This window comes from Sphingomonas sp. SKA58 (assembly GCF_000153545.1).
Taxonomy (GTDB): domain Bacteria; phylum Pseudomonadota; class Alphaproteobacteria; order Sphingomonadales; family Sphingomonadaceae; genus Sphingobium; species Sphingobium soli.
On the sequence record NZ_CH959309.1, the window covers coordinates 168,880 to 195,131 of the forward strand.

General features: G+C 63.2%; 20 protein-coding genes and 1 pseudogene. 12 read left to right on the forward strand and 9 right to left on the reverse strand.

Annotated features, from left to right (window positions below):
* Positions 1–11: 11 nt before the first annotated feature.
* The 7 genes from SKA58_RS18955 (at position 12) to SKA58_RS18985 (ending at position 9,426) form a co-directional block, all read left to right on the forward strand.
* Positions 12–1,220: a hypothetical protein gene (locus SKA58_RS18955; RefSeq protein ID WP_009824059.1), complete on the forward strand. Its 1,209-nt coding sequence runs from the start codon at positions 12–14 to the stop codon at positions 1,218–1,220.
* Positions 1,221–1,428: 208 nt separating this feature from the next.
* Positions 1,429–3,951, forward strand: coding sequence for a nitrite reductase large subunit NirB (gene nirB / locus SKA58_RS18960; RefSeq protein WP_009824060.1), 2,523 nt, complete (start codon positions 1,429–1,431; stop codon positions 3,949–3,951).
* 5 nt (positions 3,952–3,956) lie between these two features.
* Positions 3,957–4,292 (forward strand): nitrite reductase small subunit NirD, encoded by a 336-nt coding sequence (gene nirD, locus SKA58_RS18965; protein ID WP_021224520.1) that lies wholly within the window; start codon positions 3,957–3,959, stop codon positions 4,290–4,292.
* A complete protein-coding gene (locus SKA58_RS18970) occupies positions 4,292–6,901 on the forward strand; it encodes a nitrate reductase (RefSeq protein ID WP_009824062.1) in 2,610 nt (869 codons plus the stop codon). The genes nirD and SKA58_RS18970 overlap by 1 nt, the downstream gene beginning before the upstream one ends.
* Positions 6,888–7,676: a uroporphyrinogen-III C-methyltransferase gene (gene cobA / locus SKA58_RS18975; protein ID WP_009824063.1), complete on the forward strand. Its 789-nt coding sequence runs from the start codon at positions 6,888–6,890 to the stop codon at positions 7,674–7,676. Before SKA58_RS18970 ends, cobA begins: the two co-directional genes overlap by 14 nt.
* A gap of 9 nt (positions 7,677–7,685) precedes the next feature.
* Positions 7,686–8,903: a molybdopterin molybdotransferase MoeA gene (locus SKA58_RS18980; protein WP_009824064.1), complete on the forward strand. Its 1,218-nt coding sequence runs from the start codon at positions 7,686–7,688 to the stop codon at positions 8,901–8,903.
* Between the two features lies 1 nt (position 8,904).
* A complete protein-coding gene (locus SKA58_RS18985) occupies positions 8,905–9,426 on the forward strand; it encodes a molybdenum cofactor guanylyltransferase (RefSeq protein WP_009824065.1) in 522 nt (173 codons plus the stop codon).
* Positions 9,427–9,739: 313 nt separating this feature from the next.
* On the opposite strand, the pseudogene SKA58_RS18990 reads toward SKA58_RS18985, so the two are convergent.
* Positions 9,740–10,899, reverse strand: a pseudogene (locus SKA58_RS18990) (tyrosine-type recombinase/integrase).
* 221 nt (positions 10,900–11,120) lie between these two features.
* Here SKA58_RS18990 and SKA58_RS18995 point away from each other — a divergent pair.
* Both SKA58_RS18995 and SKA58_RS19000 read left to right on the forward strand, forming a co-directional pair.
* Complete coding sequence (locus SKA58_RS18995; protein ID WP_009824067.1) at positions 11,121–12,287, forward strand: hypothetical protein; 1,167 nt, start codon at positions 11,121–11,123, stop codon at positions 12,285–12,287.
* An 81-nt stretch (positions 12,288–12,368) separates the two neighbouring features.
* Positions 12,369–12,776 carry an antitoxin Xre-like helix-turn-helix domain-containing protein gene (locus SKA58_RS19000; protein WP_009824068.1) on the forward strand — a complete coding sequence of 136 codons (408 nt, stop codon included), beginning with the start codon at positions 12,369–12,371 and terminating at the stop codon, positions 12,774–12,776.
* 6 nt (positions 12,777–12,782) lie between these two features.
* Here the strand turns inward: SKA58_RS19000 and SKA58_RS19005 are convergent, their stop codons facing one another.
* The 5 genes from SKA58_RS19005 to SKA58_RS19025 form a co-directional block, all read right to left on the reverse strand.
* The gene (locus tag SKA58_RS19005; RefSeq protein ID WP_232209513.1) at positions 12,783–13,259 is read right to left on the reverse strand and encodes an RES family NAD+ phosphorylase; all 477 of its coding nucleotides are present in this window, start codon (positions 13,257–13,259) and stop codon (positions 12,783–12,785) included.
* 107 nt (positions 13,260–13,366) lie between these two features.
* Positions 13,367–13,717, reverse strand: coding sequence for an antitoxin Xre/MbcA/ParS toxin-binding domain-containing protein (locus SKA58_RS19010; protein ID WP_009824070.1), 351 nt, complete (start codon positions 13,715–13,717; stop codon positions 13,367–13,369).
* Between the two features lie 1,296 nt (positions 13,718–15,013).
* On the reverse strand, positions 15,014–16,279 hold the full coding sequence (locus tag SKA58_RS19015) for a replication initiator protein A (protein ID WP_021224606.1): 1,266 nt from the start codon (positions 16,277–16,279) through the stop codon (positions 15,014–15,016).
* 184 nt (positions 16,280–16,463) lie between these two features.
* Entirely contained in the window at positions 16,464–17,474 is a 1,011-nt protein-coding gene (locus tag SKA58_RS19020) for a ParB/RepB/Spo0J family partition protein (protein ID WP_009824073.1), read from the reverse strand.
* Entirely contained in the window at positions 17,471–18,670 is a 1,200-nt protein-coding gene (locus SKA58_RS19025) for an AAA family ATPase (protein WP_031297396.1), read from the reverse strand. Before SKA58_RS19025 ends, SKA58_RS19020 begins: the two co-directional genes overlap by 4 nt.
* Positions 18,671–19,074: 404 nt before the next feature.
* Between SKA58_RS19025 and SKA58_RS19030 the strand changes: the two genes are divergently transcribed.
* From SKA58_RS19030 to SKA58_RS19040, 3 genes are all read left to right on the forward strand, one after another.
* On the forward strand, positions 19,075–19,401 hold the full coding sequence (locus SKA58_RS19030) for a single-stranded DNA-binding protein (RefSeq protein WP_009824075.1): 327 nt from the start codon (positions 19,075–19,077) through the stop codon (positions 19,399–19,401).
* Positions 19,402–19,462: 61 nt separating this feature from the next.
* A complete protein-coding gene (locus tag SKA58_RS19035; protein WP_007688081.1) occupies positions 19,463–20,329 on the forward strand; it encodes a DUF7146 domain-containing protein in 867 nt (288 codons plus the stop codon).
* A gap of 66 nt (positions 20,330–20,395) precedes the next feature.
* Complete coding sequence (locus tag SKA58_RS19040) at positions 20,396–22,591, forward strand: strawberry notch-like NTP hydrolase domain-containing protein (RefSeq protein ID WP_009824076.1); 2,196 nt, start codon at positions 20,396–20,398, stop codon at positions 22,589–22,591.
* Positions 22,592–22,635: 44 nt separating this feature from the next.
* Here the strand turns inward: SKA58_RS19040 and SKA58_RS19045 are convergent, their stop codons facing one another.
* From SKA58_RS19045 to SKA58_RS19055, 3 genes are read right to left on the reverse strand one after another with little or no spacing between them, the layout of a single operon-like run.
* Complete coding sequence (locus SKA58_RS19045; RefSeq protein WP_009823939.1) at positions 22,636–23,640, reverse strand: site-specific integrase; 1,005 nt, start codon at positions 23,638–23,640, stop codon at positions 22,636–22,638.
* Positions 23,637–24,992: a tyrosine-type recombinase/integrase gene (locus SKA58_RS19050; RefSeq protein WP_009823940.1), complete on the reverse strand. Its 1,356-nt coding sequence runs from the start codon at positions 24,990–24,992 to the stop codon at positions 23,637–23,639. The genes SKA58_RS19045 and SKA58_RS19050 overlap by 4 nt, the downstream gene beginning before the upstream one ends.
* A complete protein-coding gene (locus SKA58_RS19055; RefSeq protein WP_007015824.1) occupies positions 24,989–26,221 on the reverse strand; it encodes a site-specific integrase in 1,233 nt (410 codons plus the stop codon). The genes SKA58_RS19050 and SKA58_RS19055 overlap by 4 nt, the downstream gene beginning before the upstream one ends.
* Positions 26,222–26,252: the final 31 nt, after the last annotated feature.

Here is a 26,252-nt window from a genome sequence, read left to right on the forward strand (position 1 = left end):
GGACGCATCCCATGAAGGTTTTTATCGTAACCGCGGCCGCGCTGGTCGTCGCACGCCCCGCTTGCGCCCAGACAATTGCCCTGAAGCCGCTCGCGGAAGCACGACTGCGCTACGAGCATGTCGATCAGGATGGCTTGCCGCAAGAGAAGGCCGATGCCCTTACGGTCCGCGCCCGCGCCGGACTTACCGCGAGCAGCGGCGCGCTGTCCGCCTCCATCGTCGGGCAAGGGACGCTGGCGATCGTCGATCATTATTATGACGGCCTCAATGGCGCGCCGACACGGCCGATCGTCGCCGATCCGGAAAATGTCGCGCTCTACATCGCGCAGCTTCAATATAAGACGAAGGCGGTCGCCCTGACGGCGGGACGCCAGAAGATCGTGCTCGATGACGAACGCTTTGTCGGCAATGTCGCCTTCCGCGACAATGCGCAGACGTTCGATGCAGTGCGGGCCGAACTCACGCCGGTAAAGGGCCTGAAGCTGGACGTCGCCTATGCCTGGAGCGTCAGGTCGATCTGGGGCGTTCAGGGGACACGTGCCCGGCAGCAGGCGGTGAGCGGCGACAATATCCTCGCCAATCTTTCCTACACGACGCCCATCGGCACGATGACGGGCTTTGCCTATCTGGTAAATCAGGATGAGGCGGCGGTGCAGGCATATCGCCTGTCGAGCCAGACCTACGGCGTGCGGCTCGCCGGCGCGAAGGCGCTGTCGAAGGCGGCGAAGCTCAGCTACCAGCTCAGCTATGCGCGCCAGTCCGACTATCATCGCAATCCCAACGACTATAGCGCCGATTACTGGCTGGCGGACGCCACGCTGGACGTGAAGGGGTGGAAGCTCAATGGCGGCTACGAAGTGCTAGGCGCCGACAACGGACGACCCTTCACCAGCTTTCAGACGCCGCTCGGCACCAATTTCAAGTTTCAGGGATGGGCCGACAAGTTCCTGACCACGCCCGCCAACGGCGTGCGCGACCTCTATGTCGGCGGCGGCTATGACTGGAAGAAGTGGGGCAGGTTGTCGGCCATCACCCTGACGGCAAGCTGGCACAGGTTCGACAGCGATAGGCTCGACCAGCATTATGGCAATGAGGTCGATCTTCTGGCGACCGCGAAGGTGAAAAAGACGGCTCTGTCGGTGCGCTACGCCCATTATGATGCGCGAGCGCTGGCGACCGACACGAACAAAGTCTGGCTTCAGGCGGACTGGGCCATCTGATTTGAAAGCATCGCGACGAATCGCTTGAGCCACCTAGCGATTCGTCCTATGCTGCGACGCAAGGGACAAGGATGTCCTCCTTCACATAGCCGCGACGATCCACAGACGGGTCGGCAAGGCACGATATGATGGCAAAGCCGCCATCCAGACTCTCGGTTCTCACCGATGGTCCGGATGGCGGCTTTTTTGTTTTCCGAAAGGCACTGGGATGGAATTTCAGCGTGAGACTGTTCCGGTCGCGGAGCGCGTTGACGATCTTCTCGTCACCTCCCCCGACCCGCGCGAACATCTGGTTGTGGTGGGCAACGGCATGGCGGGATGCCGTGCGGTCGAAGAACTGCTGGCGCGCGACGCGGGGCGCTATCGCGTCACGATCTTCGGCGCCGAACCGCATGTGAACTACAACCGCATCATGCTGTCGCCGGTTCTGGCGGGGGAAAAGACTTTCGAGCAGATCGTCATCAACGATGCCGCCTGGTATGCCGACAACGCCATCGAGCTGATCTCGGGCGACCCGGTGACGGCGATCGACCGCACCGCCAAGCGCGTGACGGCGCAGAGCGGGCGCAGCGTCTCCTATGACAAGCTGCTGATCGCGACGGGGTCAGACCCCTTCATCATCCCGGTGCCGGGCAAGGATCTGCCGGGCGTCATCAGCTTCCGTGACATGAAGGATGTCGACACCATGCTGGCGGCGGCGGAAGCCGGGAAGGCCAATGGCGGCGGCAGCGCGGTGGTGATCGGCGGCGGCCTTCTGGGACTGGAGGCGGCGCATGGCCTGACCCTGCGCGGTATGAAAGTGACGGTCATCCACCTCATGGACACGCTGATGGAGCGGCAGCTCGACGAGGCGGCGGGCTGGCTGCTGAAGACGGCGCTGGAGGCGCGCGGCCAGACGATCCTGACGGGCGCCAATACCGAAGCCATCTATGGCGACGGCAAGGTCGAGGGCGTCCGCCTGAAGGACGGTCGCGAAATCCCCGCCAGCCTCGTCGTCATGGCGGTGGGCATCCGCCCCGCGACGGCGCTGGCGCGCGAGGCGGGCCTCACCGTCAATCGCGGCATCTGCGTCGACGATCATATGGTGACGAGCGATCCCGACATCCTGGCGGTCGGCGAATGCGTCGAACATGACGGCAATGTCTATGGCCTCGTCGCGCCGCTGTGGGACATGTGCCGCAGCCTTGCCGATGGCCTCACCGATCAGCACAGCGGCTATCGCGGCTCGGTCACATCCACAAAGCTCAAGGTCGCGGGCCTTGACGTGTTCTCCGCTGGCAACTTTTCGGGCGGAGATGGCTGCGAGGACATCGTGATGCGCGACGCATCGCGTGGCATCTACAAGCGCGTCGTGGTGAAGGACGACCGCGTCGTCGGCGCCGTGCTCTATGGCGATACCGTCGATGGCGGCTGGTATTTCGACCTGCTCAAACGCGAGGAAAATGTCGCGGATATTCGCGACATGCTGATCTTCGGACAAGCCTTCGCCCAGGGAGGGGGCGCGCTGGACCCTAAGGCGGCCGTTGCGGCGCTCTCGGACGATGCCGAGATTTGCGGCTGCAACGGCGTCAGCAAGGGGCAGGTCGTGGCGTGCATCGGGGCGGGCAATGCCAGCCTCGACGCCGTGCGCGCGACGTGCAAGGCGTCGGCCAGCTGCGGCAGCTGCACCGGCCTTGTCGAAAATCTGCTGAGCGTCGTGCTGGGCGATGATGTGAAGTCCGGTCCCAAGACGATGTGCAAATGCACCAGCTTCACTCATGACGACGTTCGGCGCGAGATCGTGGCGCAGGACATGCGCTCCATCCCCGAGGTGATGCAGAAGCTGCACTGGTCGACGCCCGATGGCTGCTCGTCGTGCCGCCCTGCGCTCAACTATTATCTGCTGTGTGCGCTGCCCGGCGTCTATCACGACGATCAGCAAAGCCGCTTCGTCAATGAACGGATGCACGCCAACATCCAGAAGGACGGCACCTATTCGGTGGTCCCGCGCATGTGGGGCGGCCTGACCAACCCGCGCGAGCTGCGCGCGATCGCGGATGTGGTCGAGAAATATAACGCGCCGATGGTCAAGGTCACGGGCGGTCAGCGGCTCGATATTTTCGGGATCAAGGGCGAGGATCTGCCCGCCGTCTGGGCCGACCTCAACGCCGCGGGCATGGTTTCGGGCCACGCCTATGGCAAGTCGCTGCGGACGGTGAAGACCTGCGTCGGGTCCGAATGGTGCCGCTTTGGCACGCAGGATTCGACCGGCCTTGGCGTCAAGGCCGAGCGGATGACCTGGGGATCGTGGATGCCCCACAAGTTCAAGATCGCCGTGTCGGGCTGCCCCCGCAACTGCGCGGAGGCGACGATCAAGGACTTCGGCGTCGTCTGCGTCGATTCAGGCTATGAGCTGCATGTCGGCGGCAATGGCGGCATCCACGTTCGCGCCACCGACCTTCTGTGCAAGATTTCGACCGAGCAGGAGGCGCTGGATTACTGCGCCGCCTTCATCCAGCTCTATCGCGAAGAGGCCCGCTATCTCGAACGCACCGCGCCGTGGATCGAGCGCGTCGGCGTCGACTATGTAAAACAGCGCATCGTCGAAGACGCCGCCGGTCGGGAAGCCCTGCGCGCCCGCTTCCTCTATGCCCAGAGCTTTTCGCAGGACGATCCTTGGGCAGAGCGCGCCGCTGGCCAGCACGCCGAACTGCACCAGCCCATCGCCCCCTTCGCCATCGCAGCAGAGTGAACGACATGACCACATGGATTGACATCGGAACGCTGGACGACATCCCCCAGCGCGGTGCCCGCACCGTCCAGATCGCGGGGCAGAAGGATCTTGCGGTGTTCCGCACAGGTGATGATCATGTCTTCGCGCTGGTCAACGAATGCCCGCACAAGAAGGGGCCGCTCAGCCAGGGCATCGTGCATGGGCACAGCGTCGCCTGCCCGCTGCACAACTGGAACATCGCGCTCAGGACCGGGCAGGCGCAGGGTGCGGACGAGGGATGCACGCCTGTCATCGAAGTGCGTCAGGAGGGCGGCCGCATCCTGATCGCGCAGCCCGACGCCATGCAGGCGGCCGCCTGATGCAAGAGGCGGTCCGCACCACCTGCGCCTATTGCGGCGTCGGCTGCGGCATCGTCGCGACGCCGACCGGCCCGCGATTGGTTTCTGTGAGGGGGGATGAGGCGCACCCGGCCAACGGCGGGCGCCTCTGTTCCAAGGGCACGCATCTGGGCGAGACGGTCGGTCTTCAGGGGCGGTTGCTGCATCCGATGATCGGGGGCAAGCGGGCGGGCTGGGACAAGGCGCTCGACCTTGTGGCAAAGCGCTTCAGGGACGCGATCGATCGCCACGGCCCCGACAGCGTCGCCTTCTACGTCTCCGGCCAGTTGATGACCGAAGACTATTATGTCGCCAACAAACTGATGAAGGGCTTCATCGGGTCGGCCAATATCGACACCAACAGCCGCTTGTGCATGTCGAGCGCGGTCGCGGGGCATAACCGCGCCTTCGGCGAAGACATCGTTCCGGCAAGCTATGACGATCTCGACGCGGCGGACCTCATCGTCCTGGTGGGATCGAACACCGCCTGGTGCCACCCGATCGTCTATCAGCGGATACAGGCGGCGCGGGCGGCACGCGGCACGAAGCTGGTCGTCATCGACCCGCGCCGCACCGAGACTTGCGAAGGCGCGGACCTGCACCTGCCCATCCGCCCCGGAACCGACGTTGCGCTTATGAACGGGCTGCTGGCCTGGTGTAATGCGACATGGACGATCGACCGGACGTTCATCGAGCGCTCGATCACCGCGCCAGAAGGCTTCTGGGAGCATATCCGGAACGGTCATGACCTTTGGACGACGGCGCAGACATGCGATGTCGAGCCCGCGCTCATCAAGCAGTTTTTCGAAATGTTCGCCGCGACACCGCGCACCGTCACACTGTTCAGCCAGGGCGTGAACCAGTCGATCCGCGGGACCGATCAGGTCAATGCGATCATCAACGTCCATCTTGCCACCGGCCGCATCGGCAAGCCGGGCGCGGCACCCTTTTCGATTACCGGGCAGCCCAATGCGATGGGCGGGCGCGAGGTCGGCGGCCTTGCCTCGACCCTTGCGGCGCACATGGACTTTGCGCCGGACAATGTGGCGCGCGTGGGCCGCTTCTGGGCCGCGCCCAACATGGCGACCAAGCCGGGGCTGAAGGCCGTCGATCTGTTTCGCGCAGTGGACGAAGGGCGGATCAAGGCGCTGTGGATCATGGCGACCAACCCCGCCGTATCGATGCCCGACGCAGGCCGCGTACGCGACGCTTTGGCCTTTGTCCCCTTCCTCGTCGTGTCGGACATCATGGCCAACACCGACAGCAGCACGCACGCCCATGTCAGCCTGCCCGCCGCCGGATGGGGGGAGAAGGACGGCACGGTCACCAATTCGGACCGCACGATCAGCCGCCAGCGTCCCTTCATGGCGCTGCCGGGTGAGGCAAAGCCCGACTGGTGGATCGTGAAGGAAGTGGGCCGTCGCATGGGGTGGGCCAACGCCTTCGCCTATGACCGGCCCGCCGACATATGGCGCGAACATGCGCGCCTGACCGCCTATCAGAATGACGGGCAACGATTGCTGAACCTTAAGGACAAGGCGACGATCGGCAACGAAGCCTATGAGGCGATGGAGCCGTTCCGGTGGGGCGGTCGGCCTTTTGCCGATCGCTCGTTTGCCACGCCCGAGGGCAAGGCGCGACTGGTGCTGACCAGACAAATGGACGTGCAGCCGCCGCTCAAGGACTGGCCGATGACGCTCAACACCGGGCGCTATCGCGACCAGTGGCACACGATGAGCCGCACCGGCCTGTCGCCCAAATTGTCGCGGCATCGTGAAGAGCCGCTCGTGGAAGTCCATCCGCAGGACGCGGCGGCGCTGGGGCTTGCCGATGGCGATCTGGCGCGGGTCGATACTGCGCAGGGGAACAGCGTCTTTCGCGTCGCCCTGAACGAAGGGCAGCGTGTGGGTGAGATTTTCACGCCGATCCACTGGACCGATCGCACGAGCAGCGGCGGGCGCACCGGGCTCCTGCCGCGTCCGCTGGTGGACCCACATTCGGGGCAGCCGGGCTTCAAGTCCACGCCCGCCAGCGTCACGCGGGTCGAGACCGAATGGAAGGGCTTCCTGATCCTGCGGGGAGAGACCTTCCCGCACATCCCCTGCCTGTGGGCCACCAAAATCACCGTGCCGGGGGGCGCCCTGTTCGAAGTAGCCGGGAACGGCGATCCCGCTCGGCTCGAGGCATTGCTTCCTCATGGCGAGCGGGTCGAGGCGCTGGACCGGGCGAAGGGCACGCGCCGCGTCGCCAGCATCAACGAAGGCCGTTTGCAAGCCGTCCTGTTCGTGACGCGCACCGGCCTCCTGCCCTCCCGCGACTGGCTGATCGCGCAGTTGGAAGCGGTCAACGTGGGTGGTTCGGTGCTCGCGGCACGTGGTCCGGGCAGTCAGCCCGACAAAGGCGCGACCGTGTGCGTCTGCTTCGACATCGGCCTCAACCAGATCGTCGCTGCGATCCGCGACCAGCATCTGATGGATGTCGCCGCTGTCGGCGCCGCACTTGGGGCGGGCACAAATTGCGGATCGTGCCGCCCCGCGATCGCGACCATCTTTACCCAGACCATGCAGGAGACGCTTGATGCCGCGGAATGACCTGATCGCGCCCGGAGACGTGTGGCTGGTGGGGGCTGGCCCCGGCGATCCCGACCTTCTGACGCGAAAGGCCGAGAAGCTGATCGCAGCGGCAGAGGTCGTCTTCTATGATGCGCTGGTCGGGCCGGGCGTGGTGGACCTGATCCCCTCCAGTGTCGAGCGGGTAAGCGTAGGCAAACGATCCGGCCGCCATTCGAAGGATCAATTGACGATCGACCAGATGTTGGTCGCCGCATCGCTGGCGGGCAGGCGCATCGTGCGCCTGAAGGGCGGCGACCCAGCCATGTTCGCCAGAGCAGCCGAGGAAATGTCCGCCCTGCGTGCGATCGGCGCGCGCGTTCGGATTTGCCCCGGCGTGACGGCCGCCAGCGCGGTGGCGGCGTCGGCGGGCGTGTCCCTTTCTCTCCGGGGTATCGCCCGCCGCGTTCAGTTCGTCACCGCGCACAGTCGGCGTGGGCAGGCGCTCGATCTGGACTGGAATGCGCTGGCCGATCCGACCAGCACGCTAGCGGTCTATATGGGCCGGGATGCCGCGCCCGAACTCAGTCGCGCCCTGATCGCCGCTGGCTTGCCCGGGTCGACCCCAGCGCTCATCACGTGCGACGCGTCCCTGCCGCAAGAGCAGATGCTGCGAACCCGGCTGGACCTGCTGCCTTTGGTGATCGAGTCCTTTGCCCAGGATCGCCCGACGCTGATCCTGATAGGAAAAGCGGTGGCGCAACCCGATCTGACCGTCGTAGCCGGGGCGGTTGCCGACAATGTCATGACGCACTAGGGCCGCGTCATGACCGCAGCAACCAGCATTGCGTGCGCCGCGACCATTGGCTTCGATGAAGCGCAGGCGATCGTGCGGAAGAGTTGCGTGCCGCTAGGTTTTGAGTTCGTGCCTCTTGGCAAGGCAGGCCGGCGCGTCCTTGCCAGGGATGTCGTCGCCGGGATTGATTCGCCACGGCGGGACTGCGCGGCTATGGACGGATATGCCGTGCATTCCCGCGATCTTGCGCAAGGGGTCATCCGGTTTCGCCTCTCCGGCGAAAGTGGCGCCGGTGGACCGCTTCCAGTGCCGTTGCCACCCGGCACGGCGGTTCGAATATCGACCGGCGCGCCGATGCCTCCGGGTGCCGACCGTGTCGTCATGCGCGAATATGCGATGATCGACGGGAAACATGTCATACTGACGGACAGGGGTGGCAAGGGCCATGTCCGCAGGCGCGGCGATGATTTTGCGCGAGGCCAGACATTGCTGACCGCAGGCACCCGCATGGATGCGCGGGCCATGGTCGTGACCGCCGCCGCCGACGTAGAGGGTGTGACCGTATGGCGCCGGCCGCGCGTGCATGTCATGACCAATGGCGACGAACTGGTCGAACCCGGCAAGGCCGCAATGCAGGCCGATACCGTTCCTGATAGTCTAAGCGAAGCTTTGACGCTGATAGCGCGGCAATGGGGCGGCAAGCTGACCGGCATGTCACGCGCGACCGACCGGATCGACAGCCTGCGCGATGCCGCGCAGGCCGCGCTTTCCGAAACCGACATTTTGGTGCTGGCGGGGGGCGCATCGCATGGACATCGGGATCTGGCCCGCGCAGCGCTCCTGCCGCTCGGCCTGCGCCTCGCCTTCGCGGGCGTTGCCATGAAGCCGGGCAAGCCTCTGTGGTATGGCAGAATCGGCAGGACTCACATTCTGGGCCTACCAGGAAATCCGACTGCCGCCCTGACGACCGCGCGTCTGTTTCTGGCGCCGATGATCGCGGCCATGTCAGGCGCCGGTTTCGCCTCTGCCTTGCGCTGGTCCAGCCATGCGTCGTCCCTTGCTTTGGAGGAAGGCGGCGACAGGGATCAGTTCTTATGCGGGGTGACGCAGGGCAATACCGTTCGAACTATTGAACGCCAGCAGGCGTCGGCGCAGATGATGCTGGCGCAAGCGGATGTCCTCGTCGAGCGACGGGCAGGTGTGCCTGCCGGTCCGGCAGGTTCCGTTCTACAATGCCTGCGCTTCTGACATGGCCCTGCTGGGAGCGATCATTGGAGGTGGCATGTCGCGGCGCTTCGGCTCCGACAAGGCCATGGCGCGGATTGATGGCGTTACGCTTCTGGACCACGTCCATGCCGCCTTGCAGCCTCAGGTCGACGATATCGTCTTGTGCGGGCGTAGCTGGCTGGAGTGGACCTCCATCCCGGACGTGCCGGGCCCGGGCCTTGGGCCGTTGGGGGGCATGGCCGCGGCCTTGGAATATGGCCGCCGTAACGGCTTCGACGCTGTTCTGACAGTTCCGTTAGACACCTATCCACTTCCAAGTGACCTCGCTCGCTCGCTCGGAACTGGGCCAGTTTGTTTCGCTGACCAGTATATGGTGGGTATTTGGCCAGCATCGCTATGTGCTCGCTTGAACGCGCATATTGTCAGCGGCCACCGGTCCGTGCGGTCATGGATCAGCGCCTCAGGCTGTCAATTAATAAAAGTCGATAATCTCGCCTGGAGAAACATTAATGTAGCTACAGATCTACATGAAATTTTTGAATAATCACAACATCATCTCGAAGGGATTCTTAAACTGCTAATCGCAGAGTTGACTGGCCACTTAGATGTGGCCTGATCAGAATCGCGCGCTTTCGGCGATGTTTAATCTTTTTAATAGTTCCTGGACAGGTGAGGCGGGCCCGTGGGGTGCACCCTTTCAATAATTTTATCGCCAGGGTCTTGCTGGGCCGCCAGCCTCTCCGCCAAGGCTGCCCGTTTCAAAGAGCAATGACGGTAAAATTACCGATGTCTGTTTCCAAACCAAAACCTGCCGCTCGCAAATACAAAACTGAATGGCAGGTTTGTCCCAAACCCCGTCAATCCAGCTTGCGGGTGAGACGACCCACAGCGCCCGCTTCGGCGGCCAAATTGCGGTTGTAAGCTAGTGGCATGCGAGGACTTTTCCAGCGCAGCGCGTCCATGATCCCGGCCAAGTCCTCGCCCGCGACGAATAGATCCTGATTGAGGCCCACCCGCGTCGAATGCGCGCTGATGCCTTTGAGCAGCCGGGCAAGATCATCAGCGGTCAGGTCGCCTAACGCACCACGATCAAACGCGCGCTGGATGATCGCCCGCCAGATCGGCCCGATCGATCCTGGATGGAGCGCTACATTTCCGACGTCATACTCAACCAGCGCCTTCACAGCCGGCTTGGAGAGCGTTTTTCGCAGATCCCAGGTTTCGCGGCCTGAGACGCTGTCGATCGAACGGCCCTTCACGGCTGCCCGCGCCTTGTAGCGCCGCACCTGCACCCGCCTGAACAACGGACCCGCCTCGATCCCGGCTGCCTCTCTCCACGCCGCGACGGCCCGCACAGAGCGGGGCGACAGATAGGCTGTTGCCCCCTCGCCTTCCTGATCACCTTTGCTCCGCACGATAGCGAGGAGGCGTGCCTCGGGATCGAGCGCCTCGAGCATGTCATCGACCTTGATCGCTACGAGTTCCGACGCACGTAGACCCGTGTCATACGCGACTGATAGCAGCGCCCGGTCTCGCAGGCCCGGCAGATCGTCCGCGCAGGCGTCCAGCAATGCCCGCACATTAAGCCCGCGGGGACTGTCGCGCTCCACGTCTTGCACCGGCCCCTTGAAGCGCAACGGACGCGCCTGAGCCTGCGCGGTGCCTTTCTCGCGCCGGATCGCGCGCAGCCGCAGCTTCACGAGGTCAGCCTGGGTGGGATCCTTAAGGTCGAGCAGCTGATGGATTCTGGCGATCGACGCCTTGTAGCGGCCGAGCGATGCGGGCTTTGCCCCCTGCCCCGCCCGCGCGTCGAGATAGTCAGCGACGACTTCGGGCGTGGCCGGCACGCAACCCGCTTCATGCGCCGACACCAGAGGTCGAACGCCTCGAGGTCCGATTTCAGCGCCCGGATCGAATGGGGCGAACTGGCGGCCTGATAGGCGGCGATCAGATCGGAGTTGATGATGATGCGTCCCTCCGCGCGCATCTGGGTCGCGGTCCACGCAAGCTCGGGCATCGCCGCCGGCGTCAAAGCGACGGTCACGTCCGCCGTGGCGCTAATTTCGCCGGTTTCAGGGCGTTTCGGTCCATCTGGTTCGCTCGCTTCCATACTGATTGTTGTACCCTTCCTTATAGAAGACGTCAAACACGCTTATATGATAAGTGCAATTATCGCATGTTCATTCACTGACCCTCCGAGCGGTTGTGCAGTGTTTAGCCATTCACTACACATTCGGCATGGAGCGCTTCCATCCCCTCGCCGCCGACACCGACGTCCCGCCCGAGAAGCTGGCGCTCGCGCAAGGCGAATGCGCGCTGGCGCTCGGCCGGCTCGACGGGCTGCTCGCCGGACTCACGGAGGACGAGAAGGCGTTGTTCTGCATGGGATTGGTGCGCGCGGTGCTGCTCTCAAGCCTGACCCAGAGCGGATTCGCCGATGCCGAATTGCGCTTCAATTCCTGGTTCGCCGGGCTCGACCGTGGCCCCCGAGAGACGCCGCTCACCGCCTGCTCCGCCACTGCCGTGGTCCGCGCGCTGCTGGGCGAACTCAGCCATCATCCGTGGGAACAGCTCGCCGACGCCGCGCAGACCATCGCTCTGGCCGCGCGCTTCGGGGCCGACCGCCCGATGCAAGCCGAAGATGCGCTGGCGGAGGAGGCGATCGGCAGGGCGATCACGCTGGTGAGCCAGGCCGGCGCGGAGGACGAGACCCCCCTGCCCTTTGCGGGTCTGGGCCACCTGTACGCGCTGCTGCGCGCCGATCCGCTGTTCGCGCCGGTGGAGCGCGCGGTGCACATCCGTTCGCTTGGGAACCGCGCGGTGGCGATCGAGCAGGCCGCCCCGCGCACACCGCTCTGGGCGGTCGACGCCGCGCTGGGGCGGCTGCTGACCGCGTGCGGCGCGTGGCAGCTTGCCCTCCCCTGCCCCGGCGCCGTGACCGCCGAACCGCTTCAGCCGCAGCTCTGGCCGGGCGAACGCGCCATTGTCTCAGCGCGCACGCTTCGCGCCAGCGCTACCCGGCTTGCAGATCTGGTCGTGAAAGCGCGGCGGCGCGCGGCGCTGATGGACGCGCAGCTGGGGCACCTGCGCGCGAGCGCGCGGGCGCCGCAGGTGTGGATCGTCCTTGCCGCGTTCGCGCCGCTCGGGCTCGATCAGATGGCCTCGGCCTTCGGGATCAGCCGGCGCGGCACCTATGCGATTCGCGACGCCCTTGTGGCGGCGCGCATGGCACGGCGGGAGACGGTCAAGGGGAAGGTCCTGCTGGTCGCCGAAGAACCGCGAAGGGAGCGATTGTCGGCCCCCCTGGACCAAGCACCCGCGCTCTCCCATCCAGCGCTCGCCGAGTTCGACGCGGCGATGACCGATATCGACCAACTGCTGGCGCGCACTTCTGGCCCAGGTTGACCAAGCCGCGCGCGAGAGATGATGTTTCGGAATTCGCTTTTTGGGCGAATGCGATAGAGTTGGACGGAGAAAGGGAAGCCGATGGTCAAGTCAGCCGATGCTGACACGCTTAGCCGCAAGGCTCTGACGGCTCCGGCGCTGCGCACATTCTTCCGCATCGCCGACGCCTGGGGCCTCCAAGAAGCCGAGCAGATGAAGCTGCTCGGGCTCGACAGCCGCTCGACCTTTCAGACCTGGAAGCGCGGCGCGGTCGCGGCGATTTCCAGGGACGCGCTCGAGCGAATTTCCTATGTCATGGGGATCTACAAGGGGCTGCAGATGCTTGTGCCGCGTACCGCCGACGAATGGGTGCGCAAACCCAACGAGGCGCCGCTGTTCGCCGGACGTCCGGCGATCGAGCGGATGGCCTCAGGCAATGTCGCCGATCTCTATGTGGTGCGCCAATATATCGACACACAGTGCAGCGGACAAACGCGTGTGTGTGGCTAGATTCGTCTAGCCTGGAGGCCTCAAGGCATCGTCAGGATCAAGGACAGTCAGCGCGGCGCCCTCCCCTTGCATATCCTTCTCATGCCATTGCCACAGCACCAGGTTCCGCCCACCCGGATTCTGGACAGATGGCACCAACGCACCTTGCGCACCCGCCGCGATCAGCTCGTCCGCCAGCGCCCAGCTCGGCGGCGTCTGGCGTTCGAGCAACGCGATGGTCTTCCAGTTCGCCCCCAGGGCCTCCCCTACCCGCGTGTCGCACGGTTCGGCCGTGCCGGTGGTGAGATCCGCGATTGCCGCCGCGTCGAGGTGATAAGGGACAAGTGTTCCGGGCTTGGGCAGCCCTTGATAGTATTCCGCCACCGCCGTGACTGCATCGGCCGCGAGATAGAGCGCTGACTTCCCCTTCCTGTTCCAGCGTCCGCCATAAAGCCGCGCGCCTTCTCCCGACGTCGGACTGAACTGGTGGCGGATCCGGATCATCCGCCAAAGCGGAAGTGACAACGGCGCAAGAGCATAGGTCATTGCGCCGCACTACCAGCGTGCGGAAACATGGCCACGGTCAAGCCTGTGAACCAGAGTCAATCGCGTCAGGAATAAACACCGGCGGCCATACGATCGAGATCCTCGATCACGACATCAGCATGGCCATCCTCGACCAACTCCTCAGCCGTCTTGCCAAATCCAGGCAGAGGCTGATGCTTGAACCAGATGATCGCCTTGCCTTCATCGCCGGCCAGATCGGCGGCGCGCGCGATGATCCGGGCAATTTCCCCCAGCTTGGCCTGCACAGCCGGGCTGCCGGGATGTGTGGTCATGGTGTTGCGATTGAGGTGCGCAAGTCGCGATAGACGCGTCATCGGCAGGCGCAGGCGTTCCGCCATGCGGCGCGGCGCGATCATGTCGCCCTCGCGAATGTCATCCAAAAAAGCAGCAAGCATGAGTGCACTCCATGCCTTATATATGCACTCAAAAGCGTATCATTTCAATGAGTGTGTCACGCTACGAGATTTCCGCAGTGATTCTCGCGATCTGGATCGAATCACAGCGCTTACCAAGTACACCGGAGAAGGAGCACATCAGTGCCGGTCGAGCAGCGGTCTCCGCTTCAGCGCGCATGCGTCAGCAAGGTAAGTTGCGACCTTTGTAATCCACAGCCTTGTCTGACCTCTTGGGGATCGGCGGACAGCACGAGCTGCAGGTATGACGCCGGCACTGCCATCGGCACCACGCGAACGGCCTACGCCTTGATCCTTGATCCTGGGATCCCGCGGGACGGCAAAGGCTGCCATCAGTTCCGCCAGCCGCGTAGTTCGTATTCTCTTGCTCATCCACTCCCTTCTACACAGAATTGCACCGGTGCAGGCGCTGGAAATGTCAGCGAGGGATCGACGATCCGGCACCCGTTTTCGGGCATGCCGTGAAAAGGGCCTGTATAAGCTCGATCGCCTACGCGAGCATCAGTGGGCGCGGACGGCTGTGGTGGTGCTGGTCGGTCGAGGTGTACCCCCTCCCCTTTTTCTTCAAAATCAAGAAGCAGAAAATCAATGATCCGCCGTAGGCGCGGCGTTAAGGAGAGTTATCTCTTGAAGTTAAAAGGTTACTGTCGCGGATCATGGGCGAAAGTAGCGAAAATCCGGCGATTCGCGACGTGTGGATAGAATCTGATAACACGGTGCCGACGATCTGATAGCACGATGGAGCGATTCCAAAAACACGATGGATCTTATCCGATAACACGTCGGCCACCACGGGAGCTGTGGATAAGTTTGATCCCTGACCATACCAACGCATCAGGTTGGCGTTCTGATTCGCTATTGGCCAGTGATCTCCAAACCGCACACTCGAGATCGTCGGGCTCGTCCTGACATGTCGTGTTATCGGAAATGTCGATCCCCTTCGTCGTGTTTTCGGGAATGCGGTTTCACCTCCCTCCCCTCGTTGAGATCTGAGAGGCCACCTCCGTCCAAGGCGGAGGATGGTGGTACGCTGAGCATCCGAGCCAACTAGCATCCGGGCGACTGCGAATTCGCGGTTCTGCGGCCCGATGCTCGGGACTGCAGAACGTGTTTTTAGAATCACGCTGCGGTCGCTGTCGCAGATCCCACAATGGCATAGGGACGGCAAAATTTCGCGCGAACAAACATCCGCTGCGTGAGCGTGCGACGATTTCTGAAAACACGTCGGCCGGGGGACCCAAATGCCAGCCTCTGACGGCGCGGACGGCCGGCGTACGATCAGAAGCCGGGGAGAGAGTGTTTATTGCGCTCGTGGTGCTTCTTCATGAAGCCGTAGAAGCGCTTCGAGTAGTTTCGCGGCATCTCGTTCGGGTTCGCGTTCAAGAAGGCGTCGAATTGCTTCATGAGGACGTCGAGGTCCCAGCCTGGGCATTCGGCGCGGATCGCGTCATATATATCGCGATCGAGCACATCCTGCGCACGTCCGGTACGAGCGCGGGGCATCGTAGCGGCTGCCGCTGCATAGCCGGGATCATGAGGATCGGTACTCGATGCCGGATCTACCACCTTGAGGCCGGCAACCGCTTTTGCGATCAGCCCACGTGTCAGGCTCGCGTTGACGAACGATGCGGGCTCCGGAACCTCAGCCGCGGGCTTAGCGCGAGTCGGAGCAGGGCGGGCGGCCTGAGGCGGAGGCAAGGCGGACTGGGCAACTTCCAAGGCCTTGGCGCTCTGCTCTTCGAGATGGCGGCGCATCACCATCTTGAGCTTCGGGCGCGGGGTGTCGGCGCCGATCACCTCCAGGCTTATCTCGGGCAGGCTGTTCGCTCGCGCCAATTCGAGGATCTTGTTCTTGAAAGAGGGTAGGGAGCTTTCGCTTCCGCTCTTCTGGTGAAGCGTCTCGAACCCGATCGTGAAACCTTCGACACCGTTCCCGCCAGCATGCTTGCGGCTTGCTCGATAGAGCCATTTGCCGAGGCCACTGGTGATTTCGAAATAAAGTGGCGAGATCGCGAGGACGTTCCGCTTGTCCATTACGCCGTCGAAGAACCACTTAGAGAGCGTGATCTCCATGCCCAACGATCGCTGGGTTCGTTCGTCGACCAGATGGGTATAGCTGTCGATCCACGAAAAGGTGGTTTCGCGCGACTTCGAATTCGCCCGAATGTTGGTCTTGATCGTCGTCGCCTGCAGGCGATCAAGCGCGCCGATCAAACGCTCGTAAGCGCGGCCGCTGATCCCCCAGCAGACGCGCTTAAGGAGATCGCCTGGCTGAAGCCTGATCGTTGGCGACAAGTCATTCTCGCCGCGTTCTCGCAGCTCGTTGAGATGCGAGGCAAGATAGATCATGATATCCGCGTCCCAGATCGTCGCCATTCCGTACGCAGGGTTTGCAGACACGTGGACGGTAACGGACTTGTCGGGGCTTACATACTCGATGGGCTTGATCCGCTTTTTCTTCGACAGGCTGAAGAAGGGACGCTGCATCGTCTCTTGATAATCGCGCAGGGAAATGTCGCTGAAATCAGGCAGCGTAAAGAACATCTCAAACTGGACCCGGCGGCCTCCAAGGACCGTCGGCGACGTCTCGGAACTCACACAAAAACCCTATTGAAGAGGTGCATGTCCCACGCGTGGGACATGCGCACTAAGATGTTGATAAAAAACAGAAACATACCCTTTTGCAGAGTTGCAAAAATCGTGTTGGGCGAAAGGGCGGGGTGCGGTTTCACCGGCCCGCCTTCTTGAGGATCTTCGCGTTCTCGATGAGCGGGCGGAGGGCCTCCAATATGTCGTCGGCCGAGAGCTCGGTGGGATTCAGCGTGATCGTCAGGCCCCGGCTACGGTCCCGATCGACCTGGCCGATCGCGGCGCCCTTAACCTCGATCGTCGCCTTTTGCGCGCGGCCCGGTCGGGTCGAGGTGGGCTTGGTTAGCCGGGCCACAACCTCCGAACCGCTGATAGGCTCTTCGTCGCCAGACTGGCGGAAGCTTTGCTCGGCCGCGATTACCTTCGCCGTCTCTTCCATCTTGCTCCGCATCCCGGGGTTGCGGAGCAGAGGGAGCAGCTTGTCGCCATGGCGGACCTGCAAGTCCATTGGTGACGCGAACGCACTGACGATCGTCTGTGGGATGTCGGTCAAACCGATGTACCGAGCGAGGGTGGACTTCGACAGCTTGACGCGATCGGCCATGCGCGACTGCACGCCGTCATAGTAAGCGTCGACCGCTGCCTTGTAGTTTAACCCGCGCTCGAGATCCGAAATGTCCTCGCGTTCCCGGTTCTCGATATCGGCGAGCCGGAACGCTGCTTCGTCGTCGATATCCTCGATGATCGCGACCAGCTCGATGTCCGGATAGTGATTGGTGTTGAGCCAGGAGATCGCCCAATGCCGGCGTGTACCGATCACCAGCTCGTAGGCCAGATCGGCCTTGGGCGTCCTGCGGACGACAACCGGAATGCGGTTGCCATTCTCGGCCTGGATGGAATCGATAAGCGTCCGAAGCCGATCTTCGGTCAACAGGGCATAATCACGCGCATTGCCGGGCCAGATCGAGCATTCCGACGGTTTCAGCCGGATCGTCGGCCGTTTGACCATCCGCGAGGCTTCGCCGAACGCATCGAGGCGCTTGCTCGTGAAGGTTGTGCGCGGCTCAGAGGCGACCGCTTCCTCAAGAAGCGGCACCGGCTCGGCCGGTCCGGAGGCAAGGGCTTCGCCGATCAGTGACCGCCGGCTCACGCTGCAGCACTCGTGACTGTCTCGCCGGCCCGCCCGGCGATGCTCTTCGACGGCCATTGCTGGCGGACTTGCTGCACCACCTCGCCGAACACTGAGTCCAGATTGTCCCGGCACCGCTGGTAGGTGGCATGTGACGCCGAAGGCTTGCTCTCATAGACTGAGCGAAACGCCTGCGTCGCATTCTTGATCTCCTCCGAGGCGAGGATCGGTTGGCTGAGCAGAAAATTCGCGTAGGTCGCCTGCATCATCTTCCACATGTCGTTCTCGCCCGGCTTACTGGGCGTATAGGCAGAACAGACAATACGGATGAAGCCATAGTCCACTGGCGTCCCGTTGGCCTCGAGGACTTCAATATTCTCAGCGATCGTGTCCATGAAATGGATCGTCGAGAGATAATCGAGCTGACGGGCCGGGACAGGAACGAGCAAGCCCGTCGCCGCGGCCATCACGTTAAGCCCGAGAAAGCCCATCGCCGGCGGTGGGTCGAGCAGGATCACGTCGTAATCCTTCACGATACTGGAGATTCCGATGCGCAAGCGCTGCAAGCCCTCGCGAACCGCCTGACCGCCTTCGCGAAGCGTCGCGGTGAGATCCCACTCGGCATCTTGCAACCCGAGGCTCGATGGCACGATCTTGATGGTCGGCCATGCGGTGTCGCGGATCGCCTGACGGAAATTGTCGAACGTGCTGCGCGGCGACAGGAACTGGCCGAGCGTCTCTTCGTCATCGATGAGCGTTTCGGGTTGAATGTCGAACATCGTCGTCGTCGATGCCTGCGGATCGCAGTCGATTACGAGCACACGATAGCCGTGAAGCGCCAAGTAATCTGCGAAGTGCTTCGTGATCGTTGACTTGCCCACGCCGCCTTTGAAGTTCTGAACGGCGATGATGACGGCATCTTCATCGGGCGCTTTGCCGGCATGAATGCCCAGCGCTTCGCGAATATGCGTCAGGTCTTCCAGCGTATAGTAACGCCGCCCGTTGCTGAGCTGCTTGGGAGCGGCGAGACGGCCTTCCTTTTCTGCCTTGGCCAAAGCTTCGGGGGTACGCCCGACGAGATCGGCTGCGATCCCGGGGCCGAACGTCAGGTCGAGCGTCTTGCGATCTTCGGGCTTGAACACAATCGACTTCACCCGATCGCGCATCTCCTCGCACGACCGCGTCATCGCTCGCAGCGTGTTTACGGTATACGACATGCCCGCTTTCGCCCCCTTCGAATCAGATAGCCTGGTTCGGTTCGCATTTAATGAACAAAAATTGTTCTAAAAGTCAAACCTCGGCTATTTCCTGTCCCCGACGGCGAATGCGCGTCGCCACAAGAAGTCATTTGCCAACCGTTCCAGCTGTGGAGAAATGGCAAGGCAACATGGCAATGTGTCGCTGTCCGCCCGTGCCGACGGAGCGCTCAGACGTTCGTTTCAGCAATGCGCCCGCGATATTCTCATCCCCGCGTCGCTGATTGCGAAGCGAAAAGATTCCGCGAGATAGGGAGCCGCGTCGTGCCTGAAGCAATCGTTCAATCCCCCTGTCTGGAGGGATACGCGAAGTCCGCCATCCACGGTAGGCTCCCTGGCCAAATGACGTCGCCAATGGAGGGTGCATGATCAACTTCGCCAAGTTCGAGATCATCGGCCGAATCGGAGAAATCGACGCGCGGCCGAAAGTCACCCTGCTGTCAGTCTGCGCGAATTATCGCCGCAAGGGCGAGGATAACGAGTGGCAGGAAGACAGCCACTGGAACCGGGTCAGCGTGTTCAGCGAAGGCCAGCGGAAGCATATCGCCGACCGGGCTCAAGTCGGGGATCTCGTGCGCATAGCCGGGCGGCTCAAGGACAGCTCCTATGAACGCGACGGCGCGACGCACTACACAACCGATCGCATCGTCGAGGAATTCGGGATCCTGGCACCCAAAGGCATGCCGGGGTGAAATATCGGGGAGGGGAGGGCGCAATCAGCAGCGGCGCTCCACCACTTCCGAGGATTAGTCGATGCCCATAGCTGCTCCCCATCGCGCCAAAGCCATTGTCGAAGCCCTGGGTGGGATCTGGCGCGGTACGCGCGGCGAATGCCGGTGCCCGGCACATAACGATCATGGTCCCAGCCTGTCGGTACGCCTGGGCGAGCGGGCGATCCTGTTCCACTGCTTTGCCGGCTGCGACACGCGCGATGTTCTGGCTGCTTTGCGCCGGCGCAAACTTCACGATGCGGAGCCGCTCACAATGCCGCGCCCGAAGGCGGCCGCGGACCATCGCGCTCTTGCACTTCGCCTATGGAAGGCGAGCCAGCCCATCGCCGGATCTCCAGCGGCCGATTATCTGGCGGCGCGCGGTCTGCCGCCTCCCTATCCGCGTTGCCTGCGCTACAACCCGCGCACCATCGTCGGGGCCGGTGAGCGCCGCCGGTTCTTTCCGGCGATGATCGCCGCGGTCGAGAATGATCTGGGGGTTGTCGCCGTCCAGCGGACCTGCCTCGATCTCGCCGACATCCTGCACAAACCCATGCCAAAGCCGAAGATTGCCCTTGGCCTTCTCGGCGACGCGGCCATTCGTCTGGCGCCGGCCGGCGAGGAGCTTGGCCTTGCCGAAGGCATCGAGGACGCCCTTTCAGCAATGGCCTGGTTCGGAACGCCCACCTGGGCGCTGGGCGGGGTCGAACGCCTTGGGCTTGTCGCCATCCCCGAACGGGTCAAGCGTATCATCGTCTATGGCGATCGCGGTGCCGCCGCTGCCGCCATGCTCAAAAAAGCCCGCCCCCATCTCACAGCCAATGGACGCGAACTGGTGCTCCGGCTGCCGGAACGGCACGCGGACTGGAATGATGCTTGGCGTGTCCGCCGGGCCGCCGAGGCGGCCTGAAAGGGGAGGGAGCCTTCCGGCTGATGACCTGGCGCTGATGCCAGGTGTCAGACCTGGAGATGCCCCATGGCCACACACCCCCTCGCGCTCACGCTGCCGCTCGATGATCCCGCCCGTACCGCTGCTCAAGGCATAGCCGACCGGCTGTCCGAAGGATGTCCGGTTGCACGTAACGACCTCCTTGCCGAAATGACCTCCGCTTTCGGTGGCTCGAGCGCCGATGGCCTGTGGTCATTGCGCGACGCCTACGATGTGCTCGAACTCGCGCAGGTCCTCCATCTGAAGAACGCGACGCTCCCGGCAGATGCGAATGCGCGGCTCGCCCAGCTGATCGCTATGACGGCGGCGCTTCCCACGCAAAGCGTGCGTAGCGAAACGCAGATCGCGTTCCAGCAATTCTCGACACCGGCGCCGATCGGCTTCCTTGCCGCCAAGGCAGCCGCGATCACGGCACACGATATCGTGCTCGAGCCCTCGGCCGGGACCGGCCTCCTGGCCGTACACGCCCATCTCGCCGGCGCGCGCCTCCTTCTCAATGATATCGATGCCTGGCGCACGCGTTTGCTGCGTCACGCCTTTCCCGAAGGCAGGCTGAGCACGCATGATGGCGAACTGATCGACGATATGCTCGATCCGCAACTGGTGCCGAGCGTCGTGCTCCTCAATCCGCCCTTCTCGCGAAGCCAGGGGCGCGCGCGCGATCGCCATGCCGCGCTTCGCCATTTGCGCTCCGCGCTGTTGCGGCTTGCTCCAGGCGGGCGCTGCGCCGTTATTCTCCCCGACCGCATCGAGACGGAGGACGCGGATTGGCTGCACGCCACTGCGGGCGCGCATGCCCGGCTGCATCTCGACCTGCCGCCCGATGCCTATGCCAAGCACGGCACCGGCCAGGCAGTCCAGCTCATACTCCTCGAAAAGGACGGGGCAGGGGGCTCGGTCCCGCGCCAGACCTGCACGACGCTCGGCGCTGCGCTTGCGGCCATCGATGCGATGGCGACCCCATGCGCGCCGCAGCCGCAGCCGATCTCCCGCCCCAGCGGATTGTTCCGGGGCCTCACGCGGCGGACCCGCCCCGTCTGCTCGCGTGCGGCGGTGACCCTGCCCACGACCCGCGCGGTCGCCTATCACCGTCTCGACGCGCCCGCACCCGCGGGCGAACCGCAAGGGATTTACCTGCCCTATCGGCCGAGCCGTCTGCTGATTGCCGATGCTCGTGAGCACCCAAGCGCGCTGGTCGAATCGCAGGCAATGGGATCGATTGCCGCACCCCCGGTCGCTTATGAACCCGTGCTGCCGGCCAGGATCCTGGACGACGGCCTGCTCTCGGACGCGCAGCTCGAAACGCTGATCTACGCTGGCGCGGCGTTCGAGCGCGATCTTCCCGGGCGGTTCATATCCAGCGAGGAGGGTCTTTCGCTGTCGCCGGCAGAGGCCGGTAACGCCTATCGGACCGGCTTTTTCCTTGGCGATGGCACGGGCGCCGGCAAGGGGCGGCAGGTGGCAGGCGTCATCCTCGACCAGTGGTTGCGTGGCAACCGCCGCCACCTCTGGATATCCAAGAGCGAGACGCTGGTCGAAGACGCTCGTCGGGACTGGTCGGCGCTTGGCGGCTTGCCGCTCGACATCCAGCATCTCAACCAGTGGAAGCTCGGCACCCCGATCGCGCTGGGCGATGGGATCCTCTTCCTGACCTATGCCACCCTGCGCTCCAACCGCGGCGACAGGGGCACGCGGCTGCGCCAGCTGATCGAATGGATGGGTGAGGATTTCAGCGGCGTCATCGTTTTCGACGAGGCGCATGAAATGGCCGGGGTGGCCGGCGGCGAGGGCCGGTTCGGCGCCACGAAAGGGTCCGAGCAGGGCATTGCCGGCGTCCGCCTGCAAAATCTCGCTCCGCGCGCCCGGATTCTCTACGCCTCGGCGACGGGCGCCTCGGATGTCAACAATCTTGCCTATGCGACACGCCTCGGATTGTGGGGACCGCAGACGGCCTTCGCCGACCGGCGGGCCTTCGTGGAATCCCTGCGCCGAGGCGGCATCGCGGCGATGGAGTTGATCGCCCGCGACCTCAAGGCGCAGGGCCTCTATGCCGCGCGGGCGCTCAGCTTCGCCGGCGTCGAATATGACATCCTCGAGCATCGGCTCAGCGAAGAACAGATCGCCGTCTACAATGCCTATGCCGATGCCTGGGCAATCTTATGCGCAGCTCGCCATAAGATCGCTTATCGCGAGGAAGCGGTAATGCGGAGGAACGCGGCGTAGTCCTGCAAAGCTGCGGAACATTTCGCCACGTCCTTCACATTATTCTATAGGGTGTCGAGCCATCCCATCAGATTGGCATCTCGCTTCCACGAAGGTGGCACGTTGCTCGCCGCCGGGGCGCCAACCTGTTCCAGCGCCTTTCGTTTGGTCTCCAGATTGGCCTGAGCATAGTGATTGGTCGTATCGAGACTGACGTGCCCGAGCCAACTGCGGATGACGGTGATATCGACCCCGGCGGCAACGAGGTGGACGGCGGTCGCGTGCCGGAAGCTGTGAGGCGTAACGTGTTTTGACTGGAGGGTCAGCGTCGATTTCGCGGCTTGTTCCACGTAGGCGTTGAGCTTGAACCGCACCCCTGACGCCCCTAGCGGTTCACCGTATCGATTGACGAAGATCCGCTCATCGGGCGCACGCGGCTGTCGCTCCAGTAGCTTCCTGAGCAATGCCACGGTTTCTGGCCAGAGCGGGCAGATGCGTTCCTTGCGCCCCTTGCCGTAAAGACGCACGAAGTTCGGTGCATCGAACCGGATTGCTTCGGGACAGAGGTCAAGCGCCTCTTGGATTCGCGCGCCACTGTTATAGAGGAACGAGAGCAGTACATGGTCGCGCAGCCCTTCGAGTGTCGATCGGTTGGGCTGGGCGAGGATGGCCTCGACCTCCTCGGGCTCGAGGTAGCACGGCGCGGAGGTGGGCTCCCGCTTCAACGGAACAGCCAGGACCTCTGAGCACTGCGCGATGTATTCCGGATTCTTGTCCGCCACGAAGCTGAAGAAGCTGCGGATGGCGGCCAGTCGGCAGTTCCGCGTGCCGATCGTGGTCTTGCGGCCATGCTCGGTATGATGAAGGAACGCGCGCACCTCGCCGGCCGAGACGTCGGTGAGCGTCAGCCGCGCGACCCCGCAGCCTTTTCGCTCCGCGACGAACCGAAGCAGCAGCCGCCAGGTGTCGCGATAAGAGCGGATCGTGTGGATTGACGCGCTGCGCTGCTCGGCCAGCCACTCCTGGAAGAACGCCCGCAACAACGCGGGCAATGGATTGCCTTTCCTCATGGCCGCGCCTCCGTGACAAGGCACGGGGCGCCGAGCGCGCGGAACCGTTCACTGGCTTCCTGCAACAGATCCTGCGTGACGGTGATGTAGACCAGCGTGGAGTGGAGATCCCGGTGCCCCATGTAGGTCGAGAGGAAGTGCAGTTTTTCCTGAGGGTTAATGCCGGACCGGTACCACTGGAGGATGCGGTTCACCACCATCGAGTGACGAAGGTCATGGACCCGCGGCCCGGTCCGGCCCGAAGCGGGCTTGAGCCCAGCACGGCGCATGACGTTGGTAATCATTGTCGTAACCGCCTCGGGCCTGTAGCGGTCATTTAAGTGGGCATGCCAGAACAGCCCTGATTTCGGGTTCTGTGGGCCGCCAGCGCGCCGCCTCGCATCGATGTACGCGCGCAGTTCGACCGCGACACTGTCGGATAGAGGCAAGATCCTGGTCTTGTAGAACTTCGTTTCCCGGATCGTGATCGTGCTTGATTGCAGGTCCACGTCACCAAGATCGAGCCATGCCAGCTCGCTTCGCCGTAGCCCGGCACAATAGGCCAGCATGATCATGGTGTAGAGGGTCAACGGCCGCAGCGGAGCGTCCGGCGACGGATAAGTCCGTGCGGTATCGAGCATACGCCGAACGTCAGCCGGGCTGAAGATATGCGGTTGCCGATGCTCCCGCGCTACTTCCCGCTCTGGCCGGGGATTGAAGCGCTTTGGCGGGATAGTCGGATCGAGGCGGAACCGCGCCTTGGTCAGGATGCGCGCCAGCTTCTGGCATTCAGCCGCGTGGTTGCGGGTCGGCTTGGCAGCCGCCCAGCTCGCAATCATTGCCTCAAGTGGTTGCTCCGCGAGGTCGGGACGGGCCTGAAGGAACCGATCGAACCGCAGCAGCCAGTGAGCCTGCGCTTCATATTGATATCCCCGGCTGCGCATCAGCATGACATGGTCTTGCATGAAGTCACCCAGCACGCTGCCGAAGGGCGCAGGCCGTCGTAACGCGGCCAAGGATTCGTCGGGATTCGGGGAAGCCAAGGCCCGCCAGATCGGCTTGCTTTGCTTGACGTTGTACCGACGGCGAAGTGCAGCAACAGGGTTGTCGGCGATCAGCCCGATTTCGACGAGGTGGTCGAGGAAGCGGTCGACAATGCAGACCTGATTGAGCAGCGTCGACAATCGCCAACGTTTTTGCATCTCCTTCAGCCAGGCGTCGAGCATCTGCCGGTCCACCGCCGGATGCCGGCGGGCAACATCTTCGAAGGTGCAAAGGAACCAGCGATATGTCGGTACGCTTCCCGGCCGGAACTGCGATTTTACCAGGAAGGCGTCGACGACGGTGCGATCGGGATCGTGCCAGGCGCTCATGACAGCACCTCCATTCCAGGCACCTCGAGTGCCACGGCTCGGAGATCATCTGTTGCCAGTTTGAGATAAGTATTGGTGGATTCGGTGGATCGATGCCCGAGCACGTCGCCGATGATCTTTTGCGGGACCGATGCCCGCAGCATTTCGACCGCACGTGCGTGGCGGAAGACATGCGGCCCCCGCTTTCCTGCTGGCACTACGCCTGCGGCGGCCAACCGACCGCGGATCATGCCGTACAGGTTCGTCATTGCGATATAGGGTGCGCAGGATCGGACGAAGATTTCCCGCACTTCAACCTGGGGCCGCCCAAGGCGCAGATAATCCAGCAGCGCTTCACCAACAGTCACCATTAGCGGCATGTACGAGTACGCGTTGGTCTTGGTGTGGCAGATCCGGAGGGATTCTGCGCGCCAGTCCACGTCATCGAGCCGAAGGCGGCATATCTCACCTTCGCGCAGCCCATACGTGGCAAGCAGCTGAAGTATCGCATAATCGCGTAGTCCGCGTGGCGATCTGTCCTCCTGCGTTGTCGCCAGAACCGCGGCGATTTGGCTCCTTTCCAGCGTCGACGGCACATCTTCGTAGGCATAGAGCATGGGGCCGATGATGTGTGGCGTCAGATCGGTCGGGATGCGACCCGTCCGATGCAGATGGCGAACCACCGAACGGAGACGCTCAGCGACATCGGCCAATGATTTGCGCCGTAAACCAGGCGCGCGCATGTCCATGTAGAGATCGATGTCCACGATGCTCAACGTTTCGAGGCTGGCGGCACCGGCCCGGTCGAACTGCCATCGCAGGAAGTTTCGCGCCTCCCACATCAGCGCCGCAATGGACGCGCTTGCCAAACCGCGCTCCTCGCGCAGCCATGCCTCGTATTCGCGGCAAATTTCATGTCGATGCTCGTCATCGGGACCGATCATTTCTGCGTCCGGGGGCCAATTGCCTTGAGCAAGCCGGAGGAGCTTGGCGATCGCGGTGCGGGGCAACATGTGCCAACGCGCACTGGGAGGCCGACCGTACTGGATCTCAAAATCCTGAACCGCATAGCCAAAATACTGATCGACCTGCTGCGGCGTCACAGTCTCGACCTGTATATCGCACTCGGCCAGATAATCGAGAAACGCGCGGGCGTAGAGACGGTGGTTCGCCACGACCACGGGATTGTAATTCTGTGTGGTGAGCGAATTCGAGAGTTCGGTGATCAACTCGTCATGCAACTTCAACATGATTGCCTCCTCAGCTGGTCAGGGACGCGAG